Below are 24160 nucleotides of genomic sequence, written 5' to 3'. Positions count from 1 at the left end.
CCGCGCCGGGAGGACCCTGGAAGGAGGAGATGACGTCCGATGCGCACAGGCAGTGAACCGGTCACGGCACGCAGCCCCTTGCGCATGCGCTTCTGGTTCAGCGTATGGGGCTTGATCTGGGCGACCGCGGGCACGGTGGCCTTCGCGCTCGCCGGGCGCCCCGGCTGGGCCGCGGCGTGCGGCGTGCTGTGGGTGGTGATCACCGTGGACATGGCGCTCGTCCTGCGCCACATCCGGCAGGGGCCGCACTTCCAGCCCGGACGCGACGTGCCGCCGTACGAGCCGCCGCGGACCTGAGCGCACCCGGTGCCCCCCGCGGCGCGCCGGGTCCTTCACGCGCCGCGGCCGGGGCCGTCCGTGTCGTCGAACCGCGCCGCCGCCAGATAGTCCGGCTGCGGATCGAGGGCCGCCGCGAGCCGGAAGTGGCGGCGCGCCTGGTCGGGCCGCAGGGCGCGCTCATAGGTGCGGGCGAGCGCGAAGTGCGCGAACGCGTTGTCCGGCTCGCGCTCCAGGACGATGCTGAACTCCAGCTCGGCCGCGCGCAGTTGGGCGGAGGCGAAGAAGGCGCGGGCGCGCAGCAGACGCGCCGCCGTGTTCTCCGGATGGGCGGCGATGACCGTGTCGAGGAGCTTCACCGCACCCCGAGGATCCCGGGCGGCGAGGAGCTGCTCCGCCGCGCGGAAGTCGATGACATGACTCTCCGGGCTGCTTTCGGGCACGCCGGACTCCTTCCCTCGCCTCTGTGGGTTAACGCCCCGGGGGCGTGCGCATATTCCCCTACGGCCGTCCGTGGCGACCGCGCGGGCGGCCCCGCGCGATCGAGCGCCGAAGCCGCCGCCGGGCGGCCTACACCACGACCGCGAGGACGAGCCCAGCGAGCACCAGGGCCGCGCCCGCCCCCACGAACGCCCAGTCGAGGCCGCGCCGTTCGCGCCCGAGGAGCACCACCTCGCGGGGGTCGTCGGCGTCGTACACGATCGGCACCCGCTGCCCCGCCCGCAGCGGCCGCCTGCGGCTCACCGGCACCGGTGAGGGGACCTCCACGACCTGCCCGTCCGCCGTCTCGAACTGGAGCGCGGGCCGGTCGACGCCCTGTCGCACCGTCTTGACGAGCGCCTCCGCCCACTCCCCGGCCTCGGTGACGCGCCGGGTCCGGTCGAGGCCGTACGCGCCCGCGAGCAGCGCCACGAGTCCGCCCACTACGGTGAACGCCGCCCATACGGCCACGGCCCCGCCCCCCTACGCTTCGCTGGCATTTCGTCTGCGGGGCCGCCGTGGCTGGTCGCGCCCGCGCGGCGGAGCCGCATATCGACACAGGCCCGCGCCCCTTACGGGGCGCTCCCCGCTCAGTCCACCCGCGCGCGCTTCTGAAGGTCCTGCCACACGGCCGCCACGCGCGGGGCGAGGTCGTCCAGGGGGCCGTCGTTGTCGATCACGATGTCGGCGATCTCCAGGCGCTTCTCGCGCGTGGCCTGGGCGGCCATCCGGGCGCGGGCGTCGTCCTCGGTCATGCCGCGCAGCCGTACCAGCCGGTCGAGTTGGGTCGCGGGAGCGGCGTCGACGACGATCACCAGGTCGTACAGCGGCGCGAGGCCGTTCTCGGTGAGCAGCGGCACGTCGTGCACGACCACCGCGTCCGGGGCCGCCGCCCGCTCCAGCTCGGCCGAGCGCGCGCCCACCCGGGGGTGCACGATGCCGTTGAGCGTGGCCAGCTTCGCGGCGTCGGAGAAGACGATCGCCCCGAGCTTCGGCCGGTCGAGGGAGCCGTCCGCGGTGAGCACGTCCGCGCCGAAGGCCTCGACGACCTCGGCGAGCCCGTCCGTGCCGGGCGCCACCACCTCGCGCGCGATGCGGTCGGCGTCGATCAGGACGGCCCCGGACGCGACGAGCAGCCGCGACACCTCGCTCTTGCCGGCGCCGATACCGCCGGTCAAACCCACCTTCAGCATGACCGGCAGCTTAGGCCCTGCCGTCAGCCGTCGCCCTCCCGCTCCGCGAGGAAGCGCTCGAACTCGCGGCCGATCTCGTCCGCCGACGGGATGTCCACGGGCTCGGCGAGCATGTTGCCCCGCGACTCCGCGCCCGCGGCGGCGTCGTACTGGTGCTCAAGTCCCTGGACGAGCGCGACCAGTTCCTCGTCGCCCTCCTGGATCTGGCGGTCGATCTCGGTCTGCGTGCGGTGGGCCTCCGTGCGCAGCGCGTGCGCGGCCGAGGGCAGCACGAGACCGGTGGCGGCGGTGATCGCCTCCAGGACGGTCAGGGCCGCGTCGGGGTACGCCGACCGGGCCACGTAGTGCGGCACGTGCGCGGCGACGCCGAGCACGTCGTGCCCCGCCTGCGACAGGCGGTACTCGACGAGTGCCTCCGCGCTGCCGGGCACCTGCGCCTCGTCGAAGGGGCTGGCGTGGCCCGGCACCAGGTCGGTGCGGTTGCCGTGCGGGGTGAGGCCGACGGGGCGGGTGTGCGGGACGCCCATCGGGATGCCGTGGAAGTTCACCGAGAGGCGCACGCCGAGCCGTTCGACGATCTCCTTGACGGCGGCGGCGAAGCGCTCCCACTCGATGTCCGGCTCGGGGCCGGAGAGCAGCAGGAAGGGCGCGCCGGTGGCGTCCTGGAGCAGCCGCACGTCGAGGGTGGGCTCCTCGTAGTCGCTCCACTTGTCGCGCTGGAAGGTCAGCAGCGGGCGCCGCGCGCGGTAGTCGACGAGCCGGTCGTGGTCGAAGCGGGCCACGACCTGTCCGGGCAGGTTGTCCACGAGCCGCTCGACGATCTGGTCGCCGGTCTCGCCCGCGTCGATGTATCCGTCGAAGTGGTAGAGCATGACAAGACCGGCCGACTCCTGGGCGAGCGCCATGTCGACGACCGCGAGCCCCTTGGGCTCCCACGCGTACAAACCCTGCGGATCAAGCACAGTGACCGCTCCTCCTCGTGTTCATAGAGCAGAACGCGCCGTGGAAGGCGGGCATTCCCGCCGTCGGCGATCGCGTGCGCACCTGAGCAGTTAGGGTCCGGGTACGACGCAGCGAAGGGGGCAGCCGTGGCCAAGGTCAGCATCAGTCTCGACGCGGAACTGGTGGTGGAGGTGATGGTCCTGGCTGGAGTGGGCTCCCCGCAGGACGCCGTCGAGGCCGTCGTGCGCGACTACATCGCGCGGGGCCACCGCACGGAAGCGCGCACCGGGCACACGGAGCAGGGCCTGCGCGACGCGGAGCCGAGGGCGCGCGAAGAGCAGGGCTGACGCGCCCCTGCCGGAGCGGCGAAACCGGCACCTCACCTCGTTCCCATCCGTGAACTGGGCCCAGGAGGCGCCGAGTTCACGGCTTTCGTATGCCCCCGCACACCGGCTCGCCCGCCCCGGGCGCAGACCTTGACGCGCACATGCCCCACCTCTACCGTCTCGAAGCAGTTCAGCGTTCAGCATCCCGCCCAACATTCACGTACACGAACCTGCTTCGTCCGTTCACGGGAAGGGCCCCCCATGCGCACGCGCTCCCTGCTCGCCTCCGTCCTGGCCGCCGTCACCGCCACGGGCGGCCTCGCCCTCACCGCGCACGCGCGGCCCGGGGCGACCGCCGGCACGATCGAGGTCTCCACGGCCGCCCAGCTCAAGGCGGCCCTCGCCGCCGCTTCACCCGGCGACACGATCCACCTCGCCGACGGCGCGTACTCCGGGAACTTCACGACCACGACCGCCGCGCGCTCCGGCGCCCGCATCACCCTGACCGGCTCCGCCAAGGCGGTCCTGACCGCGGGCGGCGGCTACGGCCTGCACCTCGACGGGGCCTCGTACTGGACGGTCAAGGGCGTCACCGTCACCGGCGGCCAGAAGGGCATCATGATCGACTCCGCGCGCGGTGTCGTCGTGGACGGCGTGACGGTCCACGGCCTGGACATGGAGGGCGTGCACTTCCGCAAGTCGAGCCCCGACGGCGTCATCAAGAACTCCCGCATCTACGACACCGGCAACGACGACCGGGGCATGGGCGAGGGCGTGTACGTGGGCTCCGCGAACACCCTCTCCGACAGGAGCGACAACGTGTCGATCCTGGACAACGTGATCGGCCCGGACGTCGGCGGTGAGGCCGTCGACCTCAAGGAGGGCACGCGGGGCGGCCGCGTCGCGGGCAACACGTTCGACGGCAGGGGCCTGACGGGCAACAACTACGACGACTCGTGGATCGACGTGAAGGGCAACGACTACGTCATCGAGGGCAACACCGGCAAGAACACCACGAACAACGGCTTCGAGACCCACACCCAACAGTCCGGCTGGGGGTGCGGCACGGTGTTCCGCGCCAACAAGTCCGACCTGACCGGCGCGACGGGCGACAAGCAGCTGGCGATCAACGTGACCAACCAGAGCGGGTCCTGTCGGACGACGGTCTACGCGAGCAACACGGTCAAGGGCGGCAAGGGCCTGACGAACGTCCCGGTCACGCCGTAACAGCCCTGCCGGAGAGCAACGCCCCTCAGGGAAGCGCCCCGAAGGGGCGCGGGGCTGTGACAACCTGCGGCTCCGCCGCGTGGGCGCGACCAGCCCGGAACAACCCGCAGCCGGAGAAGAAGCACAGGGCAGAACGCCTGTGGGCCCGCACTCCGAAGAGTGCGGGCCCACAGGGCGTTCAGCTACCGCTCAGTGAACGGCGTGCGGTCAGCTCTGACCGCCGGCGAGCTTCTCGCGAAGCGCGGCGAGCGCCTCGTCCGAAGCCAGCGCGCCGGAGGTGTCCGCACCCTCGGAGGAGTACGAACCGCCGCCGCCACCGGAAGCGGCCGGAGCCGCAGCCGCGGCGTCGCCGCCCTCGGCCGCCGCCTGGGCGTCGGCCTCGCGGGACTTGATGACCTGAGCCTGGTGCTGCTCGAAGCGCTGCTGCGCCTCGGCGTACTGGGTCTCCCACGCCTCGCGCTGGGCGTCGAAGCCCTCCAGCCAGTCGTTGGTCTCCGGGTCGAAGCCCTCGGGGTAGATGTAGTTGCCCTGGTCGTCGTAGGACGCGGCCATGCCGTACAGGGTCGGGTCGAACTCGACCGACGCCGGGTCGGCACCGAAGGACTCGTTGGCCTGCTTCAGGGACAGCGAGATCCGGCGACGCTCGAGGTCGATGTCGATGACCTTGACGAAGATCTCGTCGTTGACCTGGACGACCTGCTCCGGGATCTCCACGTGGCGCTCGGCCAGCTCGGAGATGTGGACCAGACCCTCGATGCCCTCGTCCACGCGGACGAACGCACCGAACGGAACCAGCTTCGTGACCTTGCCGGGCACGACCTGGCCGATCTGGTGGGTGCGGGCGAACTGCTGCCACGGGTCTTCCTGGGTCGCCTTGAGCGACAGGGAGACGCGCTCGCGGTCCATGTCGACGTCCAGGACCTCGACCGTGACCTCCTGGCCGACCTCGACGACCTCGGAGGGGTGGTCGATGTGCTTCCAGGACAGCTCGGAGACGTGGACGAGACCGTCGACGCCACCCAGGTCCACGAAGGCACCGAAGTTGACGATGGAGGAGACGACGCCGGAGCGCACCTGACCCTTCTGGAGGGTGGTGAGGAAGGTCTGGCGGACCTCGCTCTGGGTCTGCTCCAGCCAGGCGCGGCGGGACAGGACCACGTTGTTGCGGTTCTTGTCCAGCTCGATGATCTTCGCCTCGAGCTCCTTGCCCACGTAGGGCTGGAGGTCGCGAACACGGCGCATCTCGACCAGGGAGGCCGGGAGGAAGCCGCGGAGGCCGATGTCGAGGATGAGACCACCCTTGACGACCTCGATGACGGTACCGGTGACGATGCCGTCTTCTTCCTTGATCTTCTCGATGGTGCCCCAGGCACGCTCGTACTGGGCGCGCTTCTTCGAGAGGATCAGGCGACCTTCCTTGTCCTCCTTCTGGAGAACCAGGGCCTCGATCTCGTCACCAACCGCGACGACCTCGTTCGGGTCGACGTCGTGCTTGATGGAGAGCTCGCGGCTCGGGATGACGCCTTCGGTCTTGTAACCGATGTCGAGCAGGACCTCGTCCCGGTCGACCTTCACGATGACGCCGTCGACGATGTCGCCGTCGTTGAAGTACTTGATCGTCTCGTCGATCGCGGCGAGGAAGGCTTCCTCGTTACCGATGTCGTTGACCGCAACCTGCGGGGTGGTGGCGGTGGTCTCGGTGCTGCTCGTCATGTGGGAAAGGGCTCCGGTACGGACATTGAAGTCGTAGGTACTGCATACGCCGGAGCCCGTTTCGCTCTGCAGAAGCCGGACAGCTTAGGAGACGCTGGCTTCCGTGATCCCGAAGGAACGGAAAGCGCCCCGACAACCGAGGGGACATACATACAGACGCGAGCGCAGCCTGCTATGTCTGAGGAACGCAAGCTCGCAGCGCAACTTGTAGCATACGGGGGCCGCCCGACAGGGTCAATGCGCGAAGGCGCACACCCGGGGCGGAACGCCGCATACCCGGCACAAATCCAGTTCCATGAGGCCACACCGGCCGCAGCGCGCTCTGCCGCGTCGCCCCCCGGACGGCGGCGCCCGCAGCGTACCGACGAGGGAGCAGATCATCCAAGAGCCCGACACGTCCGAGCCCGAGGCCACCCGTCGTGACTCCGACGTCACCGAGAGTGTGCGCGCCAATCGGGGCTGGTGGGACAGGAACGCCGACGAGTACCAGATCGAGCACGGCACGTTCCTCGGCGACGACCGTTTCGTCTGGGGCCCCGAGGGGCTCGACGAGGTCGAGGCCGAGCTGCTCGGCCCGGCGGAGGCCCTGAAGGGCAAGGACGTCCTGGAGATCGGCGCGGGCGCCGCCCAGTGCTCGCGCTGGCTGGCCGGCCAGGGCGCGCGGCCCGTGGCGCTCGACCTCTCGCACCGCCAGCTCCAGCACGCGCTGCGGATCGACGGCGGCCGGGTGCCGCTGGTGGAGGCGGACGCGGGCGTGCTGCCCTTCGCGGACGGCTCCTTCGACCTCGCCTGCTCCGCGTACGGGGCGCTGCCGTTCGTCGCGGAGCCGGTGCGGGTGCTGCGGGAGGTGCGGCGGGTGCTGCGGCCCGGCGGCCGCTTCGTGTTCTCCGTGACCCACCCGATCCGCTGGGCGTTCCCCGACGAGCCGGGCCCCGAGGGCCTGTCGGTGGCCGCCTCGTACTTCGACCGCACGCCCTACGTCGAGCAGGACGACAGCGGCCGCGCGGTCTACGTCGAGCACCACAGGACGCTCGGCGACCGGGTCCGTGACGTGGTCGCGGGCGGTTTCCGCCTGGTGGACCTGGTGGAGCCGGAGTGGCCCGCGTGGAACACCCAGGAGTGGGGCGGCTGGTCCCCGCTGCGCGGGAACCTGATCCCGGGAACCGCGATCTTCGTGTGCGAGCGGGACTGACATTCCCGGGGGCCCGGCGGCCGTCCGCCGGGTCCGTACGACACTGGGGGCGTGATCCGTGACGCCGCCCTGAACCTGCCCGTGCGCGAGGCGCTGCCCGCGCTGCGCGCCGCCCTCGACGGGCCCGGCGCCGCCGTGCTGTGCGCGCCGCCCGGCACGGGCAAGACCACCCTGGTGCCGCTGGCCCTCGCGGGCCTCACGGAGGGCGAGGGGCCGGTGCGGCGCGTGGTCGTCGCCGAGCCCCGGCGCATCGCGGCGCGCGCCGCCGCCCGGCGCATGGCGTGGCTCCTCGGCGAGAAGGCCGGCCGGACCGTCGGCTACACGGTGCGCGGCGAGCGCGTGGTCGGCCCCCACACGCGCGTGGAGGTCGTCACGACCGGCGTCCTGCTCCAGCGGCTGCAACGCGACCAGGAGCTGGCGGGCGTGGACGTCGTCATCCTGGACGAGTGCCACGAGCGGCACCTGGACGCGGACACCGTCGCGGCCTTCCTGATCGACGTGCGCGAGGCGCTGCGCCCGGAGCTGAAGCTGGTGGCGGCGTCCGCGACGACGGACGCCGACGCCTTCGCCCGGGTCCTCGGGGACGCGCCGGTGGTGTCGGCGGCGGGCGTCGCCCACCCCGTGGAGGTGGTGTGGGCGCCCCCGACCGCCCCGGTGCGGCCGCCGCACGGCCTGCGCGTGGACCCCGCGCTGCTCTCCCACGTCGCCGCGGTGGTGCGGCGGGCGCTGCGGGAGCGCACGGGCGACGTGCTGTGCTTCCTGCCGGGGGTCGGCGAGATCGGCCGCGTCGCCGGGCAGCTGGCGGGCCTGCCCGACGTGGAGGTCCTCCAGGTGCACGGGCGCGCCCCGGCCGAGGTGCAGGACGCGGTGCTCGCCGGGGGCGAGCGGCGGCGCGTGGTGCTCGCGACGTCGGTGGCCGAGTCGTCCCTGACGGTGCCGGGGGTGCGGGTGGTGGTCGACTCGGGCCTGGCCCGGGAGCCGCGCGTGGACCATGCGCGCGGCCTCAGCGCCCTGACGACGGTACGGGCCTCGCAGGCCGCGGGGCGCCAGCGGGCGGGGCGTGCCGGGCGTGAGGCGCCGGGCGCGGTGTACCGCTGCTGGACCCCGGCGGAGGACGGGCGCCTGCCGCGGTTCCCCGCCCCCGAGATCAAGGTCGCGGACCTGACGGCGTTCGCCCTCCAGGCGGCGTGCTGGGGCGACCCCGGCGCGAGCGGGCTCGCGCTGCTCGACCCGCCGCCCCAAGGCGCCATGGCGGCCGCCCGTGAGGTCCTGACCGCCGTCGGGGCGGTCGACGCGGAAACGGGCCGGGCCACCGAGCGGGGCCTGCGGCTGTCCCGGATGGGGGTGCACCCCCGGCTGGCCCGCGCCCTCCTGGACGCCGCGCCGCGGGTCGGCGCCCGCCGGGCCGCGGAGGCGGTGGCGCTGCTGAGCGAGGAACCGCCGCGGGAGTACGGCGACGACCTCGCGGCGGCCCTGCGCGGCGCCCGGCGCGGGGGCGACGGATACGCGGGGCGGTGGCGCGCAGAGGTGTCCCGGCTCACGGCGGCCGTGGGCGCCGCCACGGACGGCTCCCCCGCACCCGCCCCCGACGCGGCGCCGCGCGCGCCCGGCTCGCGCGACGACGCCGTCGTCGGGCTCGTGGCCGCCCTCGCCTTCCCCGAGCGCGTCGCCCGGCGCGCGGCGGACGGGACGTATCTGATGGCGGGCGGCACCCGGGCCGAGGCCGGCCCGGGGTCCGGGCTCGGCGGGGCGCCCTGGGTGGCCGTGGCGGTGGCCGACCGGCCCGTCGGCGCGGGGCACGCGCGCGTACGGCTCGGCGCGGTCGTCGACGAGGACGTCGCACGGGCCGCCGCCTCCTCCCTGTACGCGGAAGGCGACGAGGTCGCCTGGGCGGCGGGGGACGTGGTCGCCCGGCACGTGACGCGGCTCGGCGCGGTGGAGCTCGCGGCGCGGCCGCTGCGGGACCCCGACCCCCGGCGCGTGCGCGAGGCACTGCTGGAGGGCCTGCGGCGGGAGGGCGTGGCGCTGCTGCGCTGGAGCAAGGACGCCGCCGCGCTGCGGGACCGGCTGCGCTTCCTGCGGCTGCACCTGGGCGAGCCCTGGCCCGACGTGTCCGACGCGGCGCTGCTCGCCGCGCCCGACGCCTGGCTCGAACCGGAGCTCGGCCGGGCCCGGCGCCGCGCGGACCTGGCCCGGATCGAGGCCGGGCAGGCCCTGACGCGACTGCTTCCGTGGGCGGGCGGCGAGGCGGTGCGCCTGGACGAGCTGGCGCCGGAGCGCGTGGAGGTGCCGAGCGGCTCCCGGATCCGGGTGGACTACACGGATCCGGAGCAGCCGGTTCTGGCGGTGAAGCTCCAGGAGCTGTTCGGGCTCGACGACACGCCCCGGGTGGCCGGGGTGCCGCTCCTGGTGCACCTTCTGTCGCCGGCGGGGCGCCCGGCGGCGGTCACCGCGGACCTGGCCTCGTTCTGGCGGGACGGCTACCGCTCGGTGCGGGCGGAGCTGCGCGGCCGCTATCCGAAGCACCCGTGGCCCGAGGACCCGGCGCGGGCCACGCCCACGCGGCACACCAAGGCCCGCCAGGAGCGCGCCGAACGGGCCTGACGGTCAGGCGTTCACCGGCTGCGGCCTGGGTTCCGGCTCCCCCGTCGGCTCCGGGTCGCCGGGCCTGCGCCCGCGTGCCTCCAGCCACAGGGCGAGGGCCAGCAGGAGCACGCCGAGGCCGAGGAACCCCCACGGCAGGTACGAGGTCATGAGCAGGACGAGGAGGCGCTGGGACTTGACCAGGTCCACGGTGTGGCGGATGTAGTCCTCGCGCATCTTCACGTGCCCGGAGAACGCGGTGACCTTGTCGCGGTCGCCGAGCAGGGTGCCGCCGCGCAGCTCCTCCTTGTGGATCTCCTCGCCGTACACGGGCGCCCCGGTGGTCGGCTCGACCCAGAACTTGCGGACCGTGGTGTACCAGCGCGTCGTGCCCGTCCTGGCGATGGCCTCGGCCGTGAGGCCCTTGACCGGGAGCGCCTTGGGCATGGGGACCTCGGTCCAGGGGATGGTCTGCTCGAAGTAGTAGACCTCGACGCCCCGGAAGGTGCGGGTGCCCCCGTAGTGGATGGGCTTGGTGACGCGAGCCTGCGCGTCGAAGTACTCGTAGTCCCGCTTCTCGGTCAGGAAGGGCCATTTGAACTCGATGCCCTCGCGCCGCACCCGGTCGCCGTCGACCATCTCGCCGGTGGCGTGGACGGGTTCCTGGCTGTGGGCGTCGAAGACGTACCGCTCGGGGATCTTGGAGACCATCTTGCCGTCGGGTCCCTGGACGTACGACAGGGCGTCCCAGACCACGACGTCGCGGTCGGCGCTCTTCTCGATCTTCTCGGAGGCCTCCACGTTGCCCTTGAGGGTCTGCACGATGGTGACCCGGGGGACCTTCTTGGCCTTCATCGTGCCGTAGTCGATGAGGGTCGCGGGCTTCGCCTCCAGGACCATCGTCTCGTACCGGCCGGGCGGGATCTTGACCAGGCGCGGGAAGGCGTACCAGCGCAGCAGCGGGGCCGTGGTCGCGAAGAACACGGCGAGGGCGAGCAGGACCAGACCGGCCTTGCGGCGCATCGCGGCCCTCCCTAGGGGTGCTCGGGGACGGTGGTGAGCAGCGGTTTCGGCGAGGTCTCGCCGGACGGGGCGCCGATGGCCGTGACGGTCAGGACCAGGGCGAGGGCGAGGGCCAGACCGGTGGCGGCGGCGATGAGGGCACGCATACGGGGCCTCCCGGGCGGGCTCGGGGCCGGACGCGACTGACCGCCCGTCCGTAACCGACCATCCGTAACTGACTATTCGTCAGATCGGGGGCACCGTAGCAACGCCCGGACGAGATGAGAACAGGTCGCGCGGAGACGGACTGCGGGCTGCGGGCTGCGGGCTGCGGGCTGCGGGCTGCGGGCTGCGGGCTGCGGGCTGCGGGCTGCGGTGAACGCGGGCCGCCCCCGCGCCGTGCGGGGCGCGGGGGCGGTCTCGGTGGTGCGGGTGCCGGGCGGGCCGGTCAGGTGCGCGGCGACGCCGATGCCGACGTGGACGCGGACGGCGACGCGGTCCCCGACGGGGTCGACGACGGCTCGCCCGGCTCCTCGGGCTCCTCGGTGGCGGGCGCCGTCACCTCCAGCTCGACGAGGAGCGTGCCGCCGCCCTGGGTGACGATGCGCAGCAGATACGTGCCCGCCGCGTCGTCGGCGTACATCTTCGGCAGCAGCAGCTTGCCGTCGGCGTCCGTCGTGAGGCCCTTGAGGGTGCGCACCGGCTTGCCGTCGGCGTCCTTGAAGTAGGGGCCCTTGTCGGCGACGACCGGGCTCTCCTTGGACTTGATCATCGTGGCGGTGGCGGCGACACCGGCCGCGGGCTTGTTCTTGTACGTCGCCTTGACCTCGACGCGCTCGGCGAAGGCCTGCCCCGCCACGCACGTCAGCGGCCTGTCGCTGGTGCGCACGACCTTGTCGGCCTTGCGGGCGGTGACGGTGCCCGACACCTTGACCGGGTCGATGGTGCGGCCCACCACCAGCGCGCGGACGGTGAAGCCACCCGTCGTCTCGCCCGCCCGCAGCTTCGGCGAGACGGCGTCGCCCCGGGAGTCCGTGGCGACGGTGACGCTGCGGTCGCCGCCCTCGAAGCGCGTGTCCGTCTTGCCGCTGATCGTGAACCGGATCTTCACCTTGGCCACCGCGCGGCCCGAGCCGGTCTGGGCGTACACCCGCACGCGCTCGGCGAAGGCGTCGCCCGCCGTCGCGGTGAGCTCGGCCGGGCCGATGTTCTTCAGCGCGTAGACCTGCTCCTGCGGGGACGGCGGCTTGGGCCTGGGCTTGGGCGGCCGCGGCTTGTGCGAGCCGTCGCCGCCGTCGCCCGGCTTGCCGCCGCTGGGCGGCGGGGTGTACGTGCCCTCGCGCTCCACCGGGGTGGTGCCGGGGCGCGGGGAGGACGGCGTGGTCGGGCCGGGCCGTCGCGGCTGGTCGTTGTCGCTGCGGTCGCCCGGCAGCTGACCGGTGCCGTCGGGGATCTCGTGGGTGCCCTTGCGGTAGTACTCCAGCCACGACAGGACCGTGTTCAGATACTCCGTGGACCGGTTGTAGCTGAGGATCGCGGCGTGCAGGTCGTCCTTGACGGCGAGGTCGCGGTCGTTCCCGCACAGGTAGTGCGCGGCGGCGAGCGCGGCGTCGTAGATGTTGTTCGGGTCCTTCTTGCCGTCGCCGTTGCCGTCCTTGCCGGAGGACGCCCAGGTCGAGGGGATGAACTGCATGGGGCCGACGGCACGGTCGTGCGTGGTGTCGCCGTCGAAGGCGCCGCCGTCGGTGTCCGTGATCTTCGCGAAGCCGTTGCCGTCGAGGACCGGGCCGAGGATCGGCGTGAGGGTCGTGCCGTCGTCGTCGACGCGGCCGCCGCGGGCCTGGCCCGACTCGACCTTGCCGATCGCGGCGAGCAGCTGCCAGGGGAGGTTGCAGCCGGGCTTCGCCGTGCGCACGGCCGACTCGGCCTTCTTGTACGCGTCCAGGACCGTGGCGGGCAGGCCGGCCTCCGCGTCGCCCTTGGCGCCGCCGCCGGGCTTGCCGCTGGGCGGCACCGGGCTTTGGAGGGGCGGCAGGTCCGTGTAGTACGGCGAGTCGCCGGTAGCGGAGTCGCCGTCCGGAGGCGGCGCGGAGTCGGCGGCCCATTCGTCACGCGGCTGGTCCGTCGTCGCCACGCCCGGGGCCTGCGAGGCGGCCAGGGCCGCCACCGCCGCGGCGGCGACCGCGGTGGTCACCGTCGCCTTGCGCAGCCGCTTGCCGAATACCGGCGCCATGTCCGTGAATCCCTCCCCTTTGACGACGTGCTCGTGCCGTCCCGTCGCCCACGCGCGCACCCTCGGGGGACGGCTCAGGCGACACTACGACAACTCTCGGAGCCGAGACACCTGTTCGCGTCCGATTTTGTCTGATTGGCCAGTCACGGCCCTGTGCCGGTTTGCCTGCCCGCCGTGCGCCGTTCACCTCTGTCGGGCGTCAGCAGGTCGGCTGTGGCTGGTCGCGCAGTTCCCCGCGCCCCTTCGGAGGGCCGGGGGGCCGGGCATCTCGGCCCCCCGGCCCGGAGGCTAGTGCGCGGCCGACTCCCAGTCGGGGCCCACGCCCACCGACACGTCGAGCGGCGCGCGCAGCGACACCGCCCCGGCCATCTCGCGGCGCACGAGCTCCTCGACGGCCTCCCGCTCGCCCGGAGCGATCTCCAGGACGATTTCGTCGTGGACCTGGAGCAGCATCCGCGAGGTCAGCTCCGCCTGGGTCAGCGCCCGGTCCACGTTCAGCATCGCGACCTTGACGATGTCGGCCGCGGTGCCCTGGATCGGCGCGTTCAACGCCATCCGCTCGGCCATCTCGCGGCGCTGCCGGTTGTCGCTGTTGAGGTCCGGCAGATAGCGGCGGCGGCCCAGCATCGTCTCCGTGTACCCCGTGGCGCGGGCGTCGTCGACGACCCGGCGCAGATAGTCGCGCACCCCGCCGAACCGCTCGAAGTACGTGTCCATCAGGGCGCGGGCCTCCGCCGCCTCGATGTTCAGCTGCTGGGAGAGGCCGAACGCCGACAGGCCGTACGCCAGGCCGTACGACATCGCCTTGATCTTGCGGCGCATCTCCGCGTCCACGTCCGCGCCCGCCACGCCGAACACCTGCGAGGCGACCGTCGTGTGCAGGTCCTCGCCGGACGTGAACGCCTCGATGAGGCCCTCGTCCTCCGACAGGTGCGCCATCACGCGCAGCTCGATCTGGCTGTAGTCCGCCGTCATCAGGGACTCGAAGCCCGCGCCGACGACGAAGCCGCGGCGGATCGCCCGGCCCTCGTCCGTGCGCACCGGGATGTTCTGCAGATTCGGCTCCGTCGACGAAAGACGGCCGGTGGCGGCCACCGTCTGGTTGTACGTCGTGTGGATGCGGCCGTCCGCGGCGATCGTCTTGACCAGGCCCTCGACGGTGACGCGCAGCTTCGCCTGCTCGCGGTGGCGGAGCATGATGACCGGCAGCTCGTTGTCCGTCTGGGCGGCGAGCCAGGCGAGCGCGTCGGCGTCCGTGGTGTACCCGGTCTTCGTCTTCTTCGTCTTGGGCAGGGCCAGCTCGCCGAAGAGGACCTCCTGGAGCTGCTTGGGCGAGCCCAGGTTGAACTCGTGGCCCGCCGCCGCGTGCGCCTCCTTCACCGCCTGCTGCACGGCGCCCGCGAACTGCTGCTCCATGGACTCCAGATGCGCGCGGTCCGCCGCGATGCCGTGCCGCTCCAGGCGGGCCAGGAGCGCGGACGTCGGCAGCTCCACATCGGTGAGCAGCCCGGCCGCGCCGACCTCCGGCAGCTTCTCGCCGAACGCCGCGCCCAGGTCCAGGATCGTGCGGGCCTGCACCATCAGGGCCTCGGCACCGGCCTGCTCGTCGTCCTCCGTGCCGAAGGCCAGCTGGCCGTCGGACTCGGCGGCGGGCGCCAGCTCACGGCCCAGATACTCCAGCGCGAGCGCCTCCAGGTCGAAGGAGCGGCGGCCCGGCTTCACCAGATACGCGGCGAGCGCGGTGTCCATGGTGACGCCCTCGACGGTCCAGCCGTGCTCGGCGAAGACGCGCATCACCCCCTTCGCGTTGTTCAGCACCTTCGGCTTGTCGGCGTCGGCCAGCCAGGACGCGAACGCCTTCTCGTCGGCCTCGTCCAGCTGCGCCGGGTCGAACCAGGCGGCAGCCCCCGCGGCCGCGGCCAGCGCCACCTCGGTGACCGAACCCGTACCGAGCGACCAGGAGTCGACCGTCGCCAGACCGAGGACGGCCTTGCCGTGCTCGGCGAGCCACGGCGCCACCTCGCCCGTGCCGAGGACCACCCCGTCCACCGCGACGCCCTCGGCGACAGGGGCCTGCTCGGCCTCCTCCGCGCCCGGGTCCACCGCGAGCAGCCGCTCCCGCAGCGACGGATTGCGGATCTCCAGGGTGTCCAGGACCATCGCGACGGCCTTGCGGTCGTACGGAGCGCGCTCCAGCTCGTCGACCGTCCGGGACAGCTCGACGTCCCGCACCATCTCCGTGAGCCGGCGGTTCAGCTTCACGGCCTCCAGGTGGTCGCGGAAGTTCTGCCCGGCCTTGCCCTTGACCTCGTCGGCGCGCTCCACGAGCTCCGCGAAGGAACCGAACTGGTTGATCCACTTCGCGGCCGTCTTCTCGCCGACGCCGGGGATGCCCGGGAGGTTGTCCGAGGGGTCGCCGCGCAGCGCCGCGAAGTCCGGGTACTGGCTCGGGGTGAGGCCGTACTTCTCCTGGACCTTGTCCGGGGTGAAGCGGGTCAGCTCCGAGACGCCCTTCGTCGGATACAGCACCGTCACGTGCTCGGTGATCAGCTGGAAGGAGTCCCGGTCGCCCGTGACGATGAGGACCTCGAAGCCCGCCGCCTCGGCCTGCGTGGCGAGCGTCGCGATGACGTCGTCCGCCTCGAAGCCGTCCACCGCGAAGCGCACCGCGCCCATCGCGTCGAGCAGCTCGCCGATCAGCTCGACCTGGCCCTTGAACTCGTCCGGGGTCTTCGAACGGTTCGCCTTGTACTCCGCGAACTCCTGCGAGCGCCACGTCTTGCGCGACACGTCGAACGCGACCGCGAAGTGCGTGGGCGCCTCGTCACGCAGGGTGTTCGCCAGCATCGACGCGAAGCCGTAGATCGCGTTCGTCGGCTGGCCCGTCGCCGTCGTGAAGTTCTCCGCGGGCAGCGCGAAGAACGCCCGGTAGGCCAGGGAGTGCCCGTCCATCAGGAGCAGGCGCGGCCGATCGCCGGCGGTCGTCTTCTCGGTCTTCTTCGATGCTTTCTCTGCCACGCCCCCGATCCTGCCACGCCCCACTGACACTCGGCCCCGCCCCGGCCGCCGACCGCCCCCGGTGTCGGACCCGCCCGCGCCCGAGGACACCTCCCCAGGTCGCCCCCGCGCACCGGCGGCGCAGGCGTCCCGTGGGAGGATCGGAGCCACACCGCACGCACATGCGCTCGAAGAGGAGCAGGCCATGGCGACGAAGCCGCCCCAAGGTGACCCGGTCCAGGACGCCCCGCAGGTCGCGGAAGCACAGCACGCCGCCGCCGGCCTCCCCGCCATCGGCCACACCCTGCGGATCGCACAGCAGCAGATGGGCGTGCGGCGTACCGCCCTCACCCTGCTGCGCGTCAACCAGAAGAACGGCTTCGACTGCCCCGGCTGCGCCTGGCCCGAGCCGGACCACCGCCACAAGGCCGAGTTCTGCGAGAACGGCGCGAAGGCGGTCGCCGAGGAAGCCACCCTGCGCCGCGTCACCCCCGACTTCTTCGCCGCGCACCCCGTCGCCGACCTCGCCACCCGCAGCGGGTACTGGCTGGGCCAGCAGGGCCGCCTCACCCACCCCATGTACCTGGCCGACGGCGCGGACCACTACGAAGCCGTGCCGTGGGAGCGCGCCTTCGACATCATCGCCGAGGAACTCACCGCGCTCGACTCCCCCGACGAGGCGGTCTTCTACACCTCCGGCCGCACCAGCAACGAAGCGGCGTTCCTCTACCAGCTGTTCGCCCGCGAACTCGGCACGAACAACCTCCCCGACTGCTCGAACATGTGCCACGAGTCGTCGGGCTCCGCGCTGACCGAGACGATCGGCATCGGCAAGGGCAGCGTCCTCCTGGAAGACCTCTACAAAGCGGACCTGATCATCGTCGCCGGGCAGAATCCCGGCACCAACCACCCCCGCATGCTCTCCGCCCTGGAGAAGGCCAAGCAGGGCGGCGCGAAGATCATCACGGTGAACCCGCTGCCCGAAGCGGGCCTGGAGCGCTTCAAGAACCCCCAGACCCCCCAGGGCATGCTCAAGGGCACCGCCCTCACCGACCTGTTCCTCCAGATCCGCCTCGGCGGCGACCAGGCCCTCTTCCGCCTCCTCAACAAGCTCGTCCTGGAGACCGAAGGCGCCGTCGACGAGGCCTTCGTCCGCGAACACACCCACGGCTACGAGGACTTCGCCGCCGCCGCGCGCGCCGCCGACTGGGACGAGACGCTCGCCGCCACCGGCCTGGAGCGCGCCGACATCGAGCGGGCGCTGCGCATGGTCCTCGCCTCCGAACGGACCGTCGTGTGCTGGGCGATGGGCCTGACCCAGCACAAGCACGCCGTGCCCACCATCCGCGAGGTCGTCAACTTCCTGCTCCTGCGCGGCAACATCGGCCGCCCCGGCGCCGGCGTCTGCCCCGTCCGCGGCCACTCCAACGTGCAGGGCGACCGCACGATGGGCATCTTCGAACGGCCCGCGCCCGCCTTCCTCGACGCCCTGGAGAAGGAGTTCGGCTTCGCGCCGCCGCGCCACCACGGCCTCGACGTCGTCCGCGCCATCCGCGCGCTGCGCGACGGCGACGCGAAGGTGTTCTTCGCCATGGGCGGCAACTTCGTCTCCGCGTCGCCCGACACCGACGTCACCGAAGCGGCCATGCGGCGCGCCCGCCTGACCGTGCACGTCTCCACCAAACTCAACCGCTCGCACGTCGTCACCGGCGCACGCGCCCTGATCCTGCCGACGCTCGGCCGCACCGAGCGCGACCTCCAGGGCAGCGGCGAACAGTTCGTGACCGTCGAGGACTCCATGGGCATGGTCCACGCCTCCCGCGGCCGCCTCAAGCCCGCGGGCCCCGACCTCCTGTCGGAGCCCGCCATCGTGTGCCGCCTGGCACGCCGCACCCTCGGCCCCGCGTCGGCCACGCCCTGGGAGGAGTTCGAGAAGGACTACGCCGCCGTCCGCGACCGCATCGCCCGCGTCATCCCCGGCTTCGAGGACTTCAACGCGCGCGTGGCCCGCCCCGGCGGCTTCACCCTGCCGCACGCCCCGCGCGACGAGCGCCGCTTCCCCACCGCCACCGGCAAGGCCAACTTCACCGCCGCGCCCGTCGAGTACCCGGCCCTGCCCGAGGGCCGTCTGCTGCTCCAGACGTTGCGCTCCCACGACCAGTACAACACCACGATCTACGGCCTCGACGACCGCTACCGCGGCATCAAGAACGGCCGCCGCGTCGTCCTCGTCAACGCCGCCGACGCCCGGGAACTCGGCGTCGCCGACGGCGCGTACGTGGACCTCGTCAGCGAGTGGCAGGACGGCGTGGAGCGGCGCGCGCCCGGCTTCCGCGTCGTGCACTACCCCACGGCCCGCGGCTGCGCGGCGGCGTACTACCCGGAGACCAACGTCCTCGTACCGCTGGACGCCACGGCCGACACCAGCAACACCCCCGCCAGCAAGTCCGTCGTCGTACGCCTGGAACAATCGATCACCGACTGAGCGTTCGCTCAGCCATAGCTGTCCTTCAGACGTCGACGACGAACGGAGCCCGGCCCCATGGGCGAGCAGCAGCCAACGAAGTTCCCGCAAGAGGTCATCGACGAGTACGCCGGACTCGGCGTCGACCTGCGCGCCCTGTTCTCCGCCGGGAACCTCGGCAACCGCATGGGCGTACAGATCCTGGAGGCCTCCGCCGAGCGCGTGGTCGGCACGATGCCCGTGGAGGGCAACACCCAGCCGTACGGGCTGTTGCACGGCGGCGCGTCCGCGGTGCTCGCGGAGACGCTCGGGTCCATCGGCGCGATGCTGCACGGCGGCAGCGGGAAGATCGCCGTGGGCGTCGACCTGAACTGCACGCACCACCGGGGCGTGCGCTCCGGGCTCGTCACGGGCGTGGCCACGCCGGTGCATCTGGGGCGGTCCACGGCCACGTTCGAGATCGTCGTCAGCGAGGAGAGCGGGAAGCGGGTGTGCAGCGCGCGGCTCACCTGCCTCCTCCGTGACGCCCCCGAGGCCGGGCCCACGGCCTGACTCCGGCCGGGGTCTTTCTCTCCCCGCCCGCCCGCCCCTTCGTCGGCCTCCGGCCCCGCCCCCGGTCGGCGGACGCGCCTTCCTCTCCCGTCCGTCACCGCATCGGCCTCCGGCCTCGTCCTCAGACGCCGGACGGGCTGAAACACCGTGCCCCGCACCGCCGTTCGCGGCTCTCCGTCACGGCGGGATCGACCGTCTCGGCCGCCTGCTCCCACTGGGGGCGGGCGGCCGCGGCGCAGCGGGCTCAGCCACGCCTCGCGAGGGCTTCGGCCTTCACCGGAAAAACAGGTGTGCTCCGCGAAAACACTCCTGACCGCACACATTCGCGTATGCGGAAACATGCCACGGAATGCCCGCCTCCTTTTCTTCCGCGTAACACTCCGTAATCCGGACGCGATCATGAAATCAAGATCGAATGGCTCCGTCGGCCGCGTAAGAGATCATTCCGGGACACCCGGCCCCCACACTCCCCCGAACACCGGCGTCATGAGTAAAACAGGAAAACAGTCCTGCCCCTTGCCGCGCGCCGGATGCGCCGAAGCGTGCAGATTCCGCCACAACCACCCCCTGCGTTCCAGCGCGGAATACTCCGTGTCATAACAAGAACGTCACAGCCTAGGTCCGACCACTCCTCCAGGATCAAATGCGCCCTTAGAGTCACGGCCAGTCACCGCGCCGCCGGGCGCGAACTGAATTGCACGGCCCTGTACCACCACCAGTACGGCCCGGCGATCTTCACGGCACCTCAGCAGAGGGCCGCGCCTGGGGAAAGGACCACTCGTGCGAAACCGTTCCGCGCTCATCCTCACCACGGTGTTGACCACCGGGGCCCTCACCCTCACCGCCTGCGGGTCGCGCGACAAGGACAAGGACGACGACAGCAGCAGCGGAGGCAAGAAGACCGTCGTCATCGGCTTCGACGCCCCCCTCACCGGCGACCTCTCCGCCCTCGGCATCGGCATGCGCAACTCCGCCGAACTGGCCGTCAAGACCGCCAACAAGGAGAACACCGTCGACGGGGTCGAGTTCAAGCTCCAGCCCCTCGACGACCAGGCCCAGCCCTCCGTCGGCGGCCAGAACGCCCAGAAGTTCATCAGCGACAAGAACGTCCTCGGCGTCGTCGGCCCCCTGAACTCCAGCGTCTCCCAGTCGATGCAGAAGCCCTTCAACGACGCCGACCTCACCCAGATCTCGCCCGCCAACACCGGCACCGAGCTCACCCAGGGCGACGGCTGGAAGAAGGGCGACCGCAAGCGCCAGTTCAAGACCTTCTTCCGCACCGCCACCACCGACCAGGTCCAGGGCCAGTTCGCCGCCCAGTACCTGTTCCAGAAGGCGAAGATCAAGAAGGTCTACCTGCTCGACGACCAGAAGACCTACGGCGCCGGCCTCGCCGCCTCCTTCAAGGACACCTTCACCGACCTCGGCGGCAAGATCGTCGGCCAGGACCACGTCAACCCCGAGGACCGCGACTTCAAGTCCGTCGTCTCCCAGGTCAAGGGCAAGGGCGCCGAAGCCGTCTACTACGGCGGCGAATACCCCGCAGCCGCCCCCCTCAGCCAGCAGCTCAAGGAATCCGGCGCCAAGATCCCCCTCATGGGCGGCGACGGCATGAAGAGCGAAGAGTTCCCCAAGCTCAACAAGAAGGCCATCGGCGACCTCGGCACCTCCGTCGGCAAACCCGTCGAGGAACTGGCCTCCGCCAAGAAGTTCATCGAGGAATACAACAAGAACTACAAAGAGAACATGGAAACCTACGGCGGCGGCACCTACGACGCCACCTGGTCCATCATCGAAGCAGTAAAGCTCGCCGTCGAAGGCAACGGCGGAAAACTCCCCTCCGACGGCCGCGTCAAGGTCCTCGAAGCGATGAGCAAGGTCAAGTTCCAAGGCGTCACCGGCGAAGTCTCCTTCGACCAGTACGGCGACACCACGAACACCATGATGACCGCCTACCAGGTCAGCAAGGACAACAAGTGGGAATCCAAGTTCAGCGCGGCCTACAAGCCCCGCTAAACACCTCGCTGGACGCGCTGCGCCACCCCTACGGGCCGTCCGCGGCCGGTCACGCGGTTCCCCGCGCCCCTTCCGGACGCCCCACAGCGGACCCCAGCGCGCCTGCCTAAAAGCACACCCCCACTGACACAAGACCGCGCGGGACGCGCTACCAGCGCTCCCGCGCGGTGCCATATCCGAACCATCCAACGGAGGCCCTGCGGTGAACGAACTGCCGCAACAGCTGGCCAATGGACTCATCCTCGGCGCGATGTACGGTCTCATCGCGATCGGCTACACGATGGTCTACGGAATCGTCCAGCTCATCAACTTCGCCCACGGCGAGATCTTCATGGTCGGCGGCTTCGGCGCCCTCACCGTCTCCCTGTGGCTCCCCGACGGGTTCTCGCTGCTCGCCGCGATCCCCCTCATGATCATCGGCGGCATCATCTGCTCCGTCGCCGTCGGCACCGCAGCCGAACGCTTCGCCTACCGCCCCCTGCGCGGAGCACCACGACTCGCCCCCCTCATCACCGCCATCGGCCTGTCCATCCTGCTCCAGCAAGCCGTATGGAAGTGGTACCCCGAAGCCAAGAAGGACCGTTCCTTCCCGCAATTCAGCGGCGACCCCGTCCACGTCTTCGGCGCCGACATCCAACGCGGCGACTTCTTCCTCATCATCGCCGCCCCCGCCTGCATGCTCATCCTCGGCTGGTACGTCAACAAGACCCGCTCCGGACGCGGCATGCAGGCCACCGCACAAGACCCCGACACCGCCAAGCTCATGGGCATCAACACCGACCGCATCATCGTCATGGCCTTCGCCATCGGCGCCGCGTTCGCCGCCATCGCCGCCGTCGGATACGGCCTCCACAACGGCCAAGTCGGCTTCAAAATGGGCTTCATCATGGGCCTCAAAGCCTTCACCGCAGCCGTACTCGGCGGCATCGGCAACATCTACGGCGCCATGCTCGGCGGCATCGTCCTCGGCGTCGCCGAAGCCCTCGCCACCGGCTACATGGGCGACGTACCCGGCATGGAACAGTTCGGCGGCGGCGCCTGGAAGGACGTATGGGCCTTCGCCCTCCTCATCCTCGTCCTCCTCCTCAGGCCACAAGGGCTCCTAGGCGAACGCGTCGCGGATCGGGCGTGATACCCATGACCACCAAAACCCCCAGCACCCCGGACACCCCCCAGCTCGCCACAACCCCCACCGGCGCCCCCATCTCCACCCTCCCCCTCCCCGAACCCCTCGCCCGCCTCCTCGTCCTCATCGGCTCCGCCACCGCCCTCATCGGCACCTTCCTCGCCTGGACCTGGACCGACGACTTCCCCGGCGACCTCACCGTCACCGGCTACCCCGGCGGCCTCCAACTCATCACCCTCACCGGCGCCGCCCTCACCCTCCTCTTCACCCTCGCCGCCCACCGCATCCGCGGACTCAACTGGCTCCTCCCCGGCGGCACCAACAGCCCCACCCTCCTCCTCACCCTCGGCGTCCTCGGCACCACCGGCTACACCATGGGCGCCATCTCCGACCACCTCGGCGGCATCGTCAACCTCGAACCCGGCGCCTGGGTCTCCGGCATCGGCGCCCTCATCGCCACCATCGGCGCCCTCGGCCTCCCCTCCGACACCCCCGACACCGACAACACCACCAACCCCTGGCACCGCCTGCGCCACAGCCTCAAAGCACCCCCACCCCCACGCGCCAAACCCCTCCCCGAAGCCGTCGAAATCCTCATCATCGCCGCCTCCTTCGGCCTCGGCCTCTACGTCCTCGCCTACGGCATCGAGGCCTACACCGAACTCTTCATCGGCTTCCTCATCACCGCCGGATTCGGCGCCACCGCACTCCACCGCGCCGGACTCATCCCCCGCCTCAACACCCTCACCGCCAAACACCGCAACGTCACCCTCACCGCCGCCATCATCGCCGCCGCACTCTTCCCCTTCACCCAGAGCGACGCCAGCTACGCCCTCATCGGCGTCAACATCCTCATCTTCGCCACCGTCGCCCTCGGCCTGAACGTCGTCGTCGGCCTCGCCGGACTCCTCGACCTCGGCTACGTCGCCTTCCTCGGCGTCGGCGCCTACACCGCGGCCCTCGTCTCCGGCTCCCCCGCCTCCACCTTCGACGTCCACTTCCCCTTCTGGGCCGCCGTCCTCACCGGCGCCGCCGTCTCCCTCACCTTCGGCGTCATCATCGGCGCCCCCACCCTGCGCCTCCGCGGCGACTACCTCGCCATCGTCACCCTCGGCTTCGGCGAGATCTTCCGCATCACCATGAACAACCTCAACGGAAGCGCAGGCCCCGACCTCACCAACGGCGCCCAAGGCATCCCCAACATCCCCGACCTCAAAATCCTCGGCTGGGACCTCGGCACCGAACACGACATCCTCGGCTTCACCCTCAGCAGGCCCGCCAACTACTACCTGCTGATGCTCTTCTTCACCGCCGTCGTCGTCCTCGTCTTCCGCCGCAGCGGCGAATCCCGCATCGGCCGCGCCTGGGTCGCCATCCGCGAAGACGAAACCGCCGCCACCGCCATGGGCATCAACGGCTTCCGCGTCAAACTCATCGCCTTCGCCCTCGGCGCCACCCTCGCCGGATTCGCCGGCACCGTCCAAGCCCACGTCTCCTACAGCATCACCCCCGAGCAATACCTCTTCGCCAACACCGTCCCACCCAACTCCGCCTTCCTCCTCGCCGCCGTCATCCTCGGCGGCATGGGCACCATCAGCGGACCCCTCATCGGCGCCGCCCTGCTCTACCTCATCCCCGCCAAACTCCAATTCCTCGAGGACTACCAACTCCTCCTCTTCGGCCTCGCCCTCATCCTGCTCATGCGCTTCCGCCCCGAAGGCCTCGTCGCCAACAAGCGCGCCCAGCTCGAATACCACGAGACCGACCAACTCGACGTACCCGACAAGGAAAAACTCCCCGAAGGCACCGTCGGCGTCAGCAAGGCGGGGGCGTGACCA

Annotated in this window: 19 protein-coding genes; 10 read left to right on the top strand and 9 right to left on the bottom strand. The window is 71.5% G+C overall.

Going from position 1 to position 24160, the window contains the following annotated elements; genetic code table 11:
- Positions 1 to 39 precede the first annotated feature (39 nt).
- Positions 40 to 297, top strand: coding sequence for a DUF6343 family protein (locus AC5WAM_RS31070; RefSeq protein WP_172385444.1), 258 nt, complete (start codon positions 40 to 42; stop codon positions 295 to 297).
- 35 nt (positions 298 to 332) lie between these two features.
- Here the strand turns inward: AC5WAM_RS31070 and AC5WAM_RS31065 are convergent, their stop codons facing one another.
- From AC5WAM_RS31065 to AC5WAM_RS31050, 4 genes are all read right to left on the bottom strand, one after another.
- Positions 333 to 719 carry a tetratricopeptide repeat protein gene (locus tag AC5WAM_RS31065; protein ID WP_242716612.1) on the bottom strand — a complete coding sequence of 129 codons (387 nt, stop codon included), beginning with the start codon at positions 717 to 719 and terminating at the stop codon, positions 333 to 335.
- Between the two features lie 127 nt (positions 720 to 846).
- Positions 847 to 1227 (bottom strand): hypothetical protein, encoded by a 381-nt coding sequence (locus AC5WAM_RS31060; RefSeq protein ID WP_495519557.1) that lies wholly within the window; start codon positions 1225 to 1227, stop codon positions 847 to 849.
- Positions 1228 to 1346: 119 nt separating this feature from the next.
- Positions 1347 to 1949 carry a dephospho-CoA kinase gene (gene coaE / locus AC5WAM_RS31055; RefSeq protein WP_366790686.1) on the bottom strand — a complete coding sequence of 201 codons (603 nt, stop codon included), beginning with the start codon at positions 1947 to 1949 and terminating at the stop codon, positions 1347 to 1349.
- 23 nt (positions 1950 to 1972) lie between these two features.
- Entirely contained in the window at positions 1973 to 2911 is a 939-nt protein-coding gene (locus tag AC5WAM_RS31050; RefSeq protein WP_242716618.1) for a PAC2 family protein, read from the bottom strand.
- 126 nt (positions 2912 to 3037) lie between these two features.
- On the opposite strand from AC5WAM_RS31050, the gene AC5WAM_RS31045 reads away from it, so the two are divergent.
- The gene (locus tag AC5WAM_RS31045; protein ID WP_495519556.1) at positions 3038 to 3238 is read left to right on the top strand and encodes a DUF2191 domain-containing protein; all 201 of its coding nucleotides are present in this window, start codon (positions 3038 to 3040) and stop codon (positions 3236 to 3238) included.
- A 240-nt stretch (positions 3239 to 3478) separates the two neighbouring features.
- Positions 3479 to 4444 (top strand): right-handed parallel beta-helix repeat-containing protein, encoded by a 966-nt coding sequence (locus AC5WAM_RS31040; protein WP_366790687.1) that lies wholly within the window; start codon positions 3479 to 3481, stop codon positions 4442 to 4444.
- Between the two features lie 207 nt (positions 4445 to 4651).
- Here the strand turns inward: AC5WAM_RS31040 and rpsA are convergent, their stop codons facing one another.
- Positions 4652 to 6157, bottom strand: coding sequence for a 30S ribosomal protein S1 (gene rpsA / locus AC5WAM_RS31035; RefSeq protein WP_138959141.1), 1506 nt, complete (start codon positions 6155 to 6157; stop codon positions 4652 to 4654).
- A gap of 295 nt (positions 6158 to 6452) precedes the next feature.
- On the opposite strand from rpsA, the gene AC5WAM_RS31030 reads away from it, so the two are divergent.
- Both AC5WAM_RS31030 and hrpB read left to right on the top strand, forming a co-directional pair.
- Positions 6453 to 7349, top strand: a complete 897-nt coding sequence (locus AC5WAM_RS31030) for a class I SAM-dependent methyltransferase (RefSeq protein ID WP_495519555.1) — start codon at positions 6453 to 6455, stop codon at positions 7347 to 7349.
- A 51-nt stretch (positions 7350 to 7400) separates the two neighbouring features.
- Positions 7401 to 9953 (top strand): ATP-dependent helicase HrpB, encoded by a 2553-nt coding sequence (gene hrpB, locus AC5WAM_RS31025; RefSeq protein WP_366790689.1) that lies wholly within the window; start codon positions 7401 to 7403, stop codon positions 9951 to 9953.
- Positions 9954 to 9956: 3 nt separating this feature from the next.
- On the opposite strand, the gene pgfA is transcribed toward hrpB, so the two are convergent.
- The 4 genes from pgfA to polA form a co-directional block, all read right to left on the bottom strand.
- Positions 9957 to 10955 carry a cell envelope lipid trafficking protein PgfA gene (gene pgfA / locus AC5WAM_RS31020; RefSeq protein ID WP_366790690.1) on the bottom strand — a complete coding sequence of 333 codons (999 nt, stop codon included), beginning with the start codon at positions 10953 to 10955 and terminating at the stop codon, positions 9957 to 9959.
- An 11-nt stretch (positions 10956 to 10966) separates the two neighbouring features.
- The gene (locus tag AC5WAM_RS31015) at positions 10967 to 11101 is read right to left on the bottom strand and encodes an SPW_0924 family protein (protein ID WP_242716631.1); all 135 of its coding nucleotides are present in this window, start codon (positions 11099 to 11101) and stop codon (positions 10967 to 10969) included.
- Between the two features lie 281 nt (positions 11102 to 11382).
- Entirely contained in the window at positions 11383 to 13167 is a 1785-nt protein-coding gene (locus AC5WAM_RS31010) for a lytic transglycosylase domain-containing protein (RefSeq protein WP_366790691.1), read from the bottom strand.
- Between the two features lie 288 nt (positions 13168 to 13455).
- Positions 13456 to 16185 carry a DNA polymerase I gene (gene polA, locus AC5WAM_RS31005; RefSeq protein WP_495519554.1) on the bottom strand — a complete coding sequence of 910 codons (2730 nt, stop codon included), beginning with the start codon at positions 16183 to 16185 and terminating at the stop codon, positions 13456 to 13458.
- 184 nt (positions 16186 to 16369) lie between these two features.
- Here polA and AC5WAM_RS31000 point away from each other — a divergent pair, with 184 nt between their 5' ends.
- From AC5WAM_RS31000 to AC5WAM_RS30980, 5 genes are all read left to right on the top strand, one after another.
- Complete coding sequence (locus AC5WAM_RS31000; RefSeq protein WP_366790693.1) at positions 16370 to 18649, top strand: FdhF/YdeP family oxidoreductase; 2280 nt, start codon at positions 16370 to 16372, stop codon at positions 18647 to 18649.
- A 57-nt stretch (positions 18650 to 18706) separates the two neighbouring features.
- Positions 18707 to 19180, top strand: a complete 474-nt coding sequence (locus AC5WAM_RS30995) for a hotdog fold thioesterase (RefSeq protein ID WP_366790694.1) — start codon at positions 18707 to 18709, stop codon at positions 19178 to 19180.
- Positions 19181 to 19960: 780 nt separating this feature from the next.
- Entirely contained in the window at positions 19961 to 21196 is a 1236-nt protein-coding gene (locus AC5WAM_RS30990) for a branched-chain amino acid ABC transporter substrate-binding protein (RefSeq protein ID WP_366790695.1), read from the top strand.
- Between the two features lie 202 nt (positions 21197 to 21398).
- A complete protein-coding gene (locus AC5WAM_RS30985) occupies positions 21399 to 22328 on the top strand; it encodes a branched-chain amino acid ABC transporter permease (RefSeq protein WP_150510465.1) in 930 nt (309 codons plus the stop codon).
- 5 nt (positions 22329 to 22333) lie between these two features.
- Entirely contained in the window at positions 22334 to 24157 is a 1824-nt protein-coding gene (locus AC5WAM_RS30980) for a branched-chain amino acid ABC transporter permease (RefSeq protein WP_495519553.1), read from the top strand.
- Positions 24158 to 24160: the final 3 nt, after the last annotated feature.

This window comes from Streptomyces sp. JLYT201, assembly GCF_059448825.1.
Note: the sequence above shows the minus strand (reverse complement) of the source record. Positions and strands in the feature narration are given on the sequence as shown.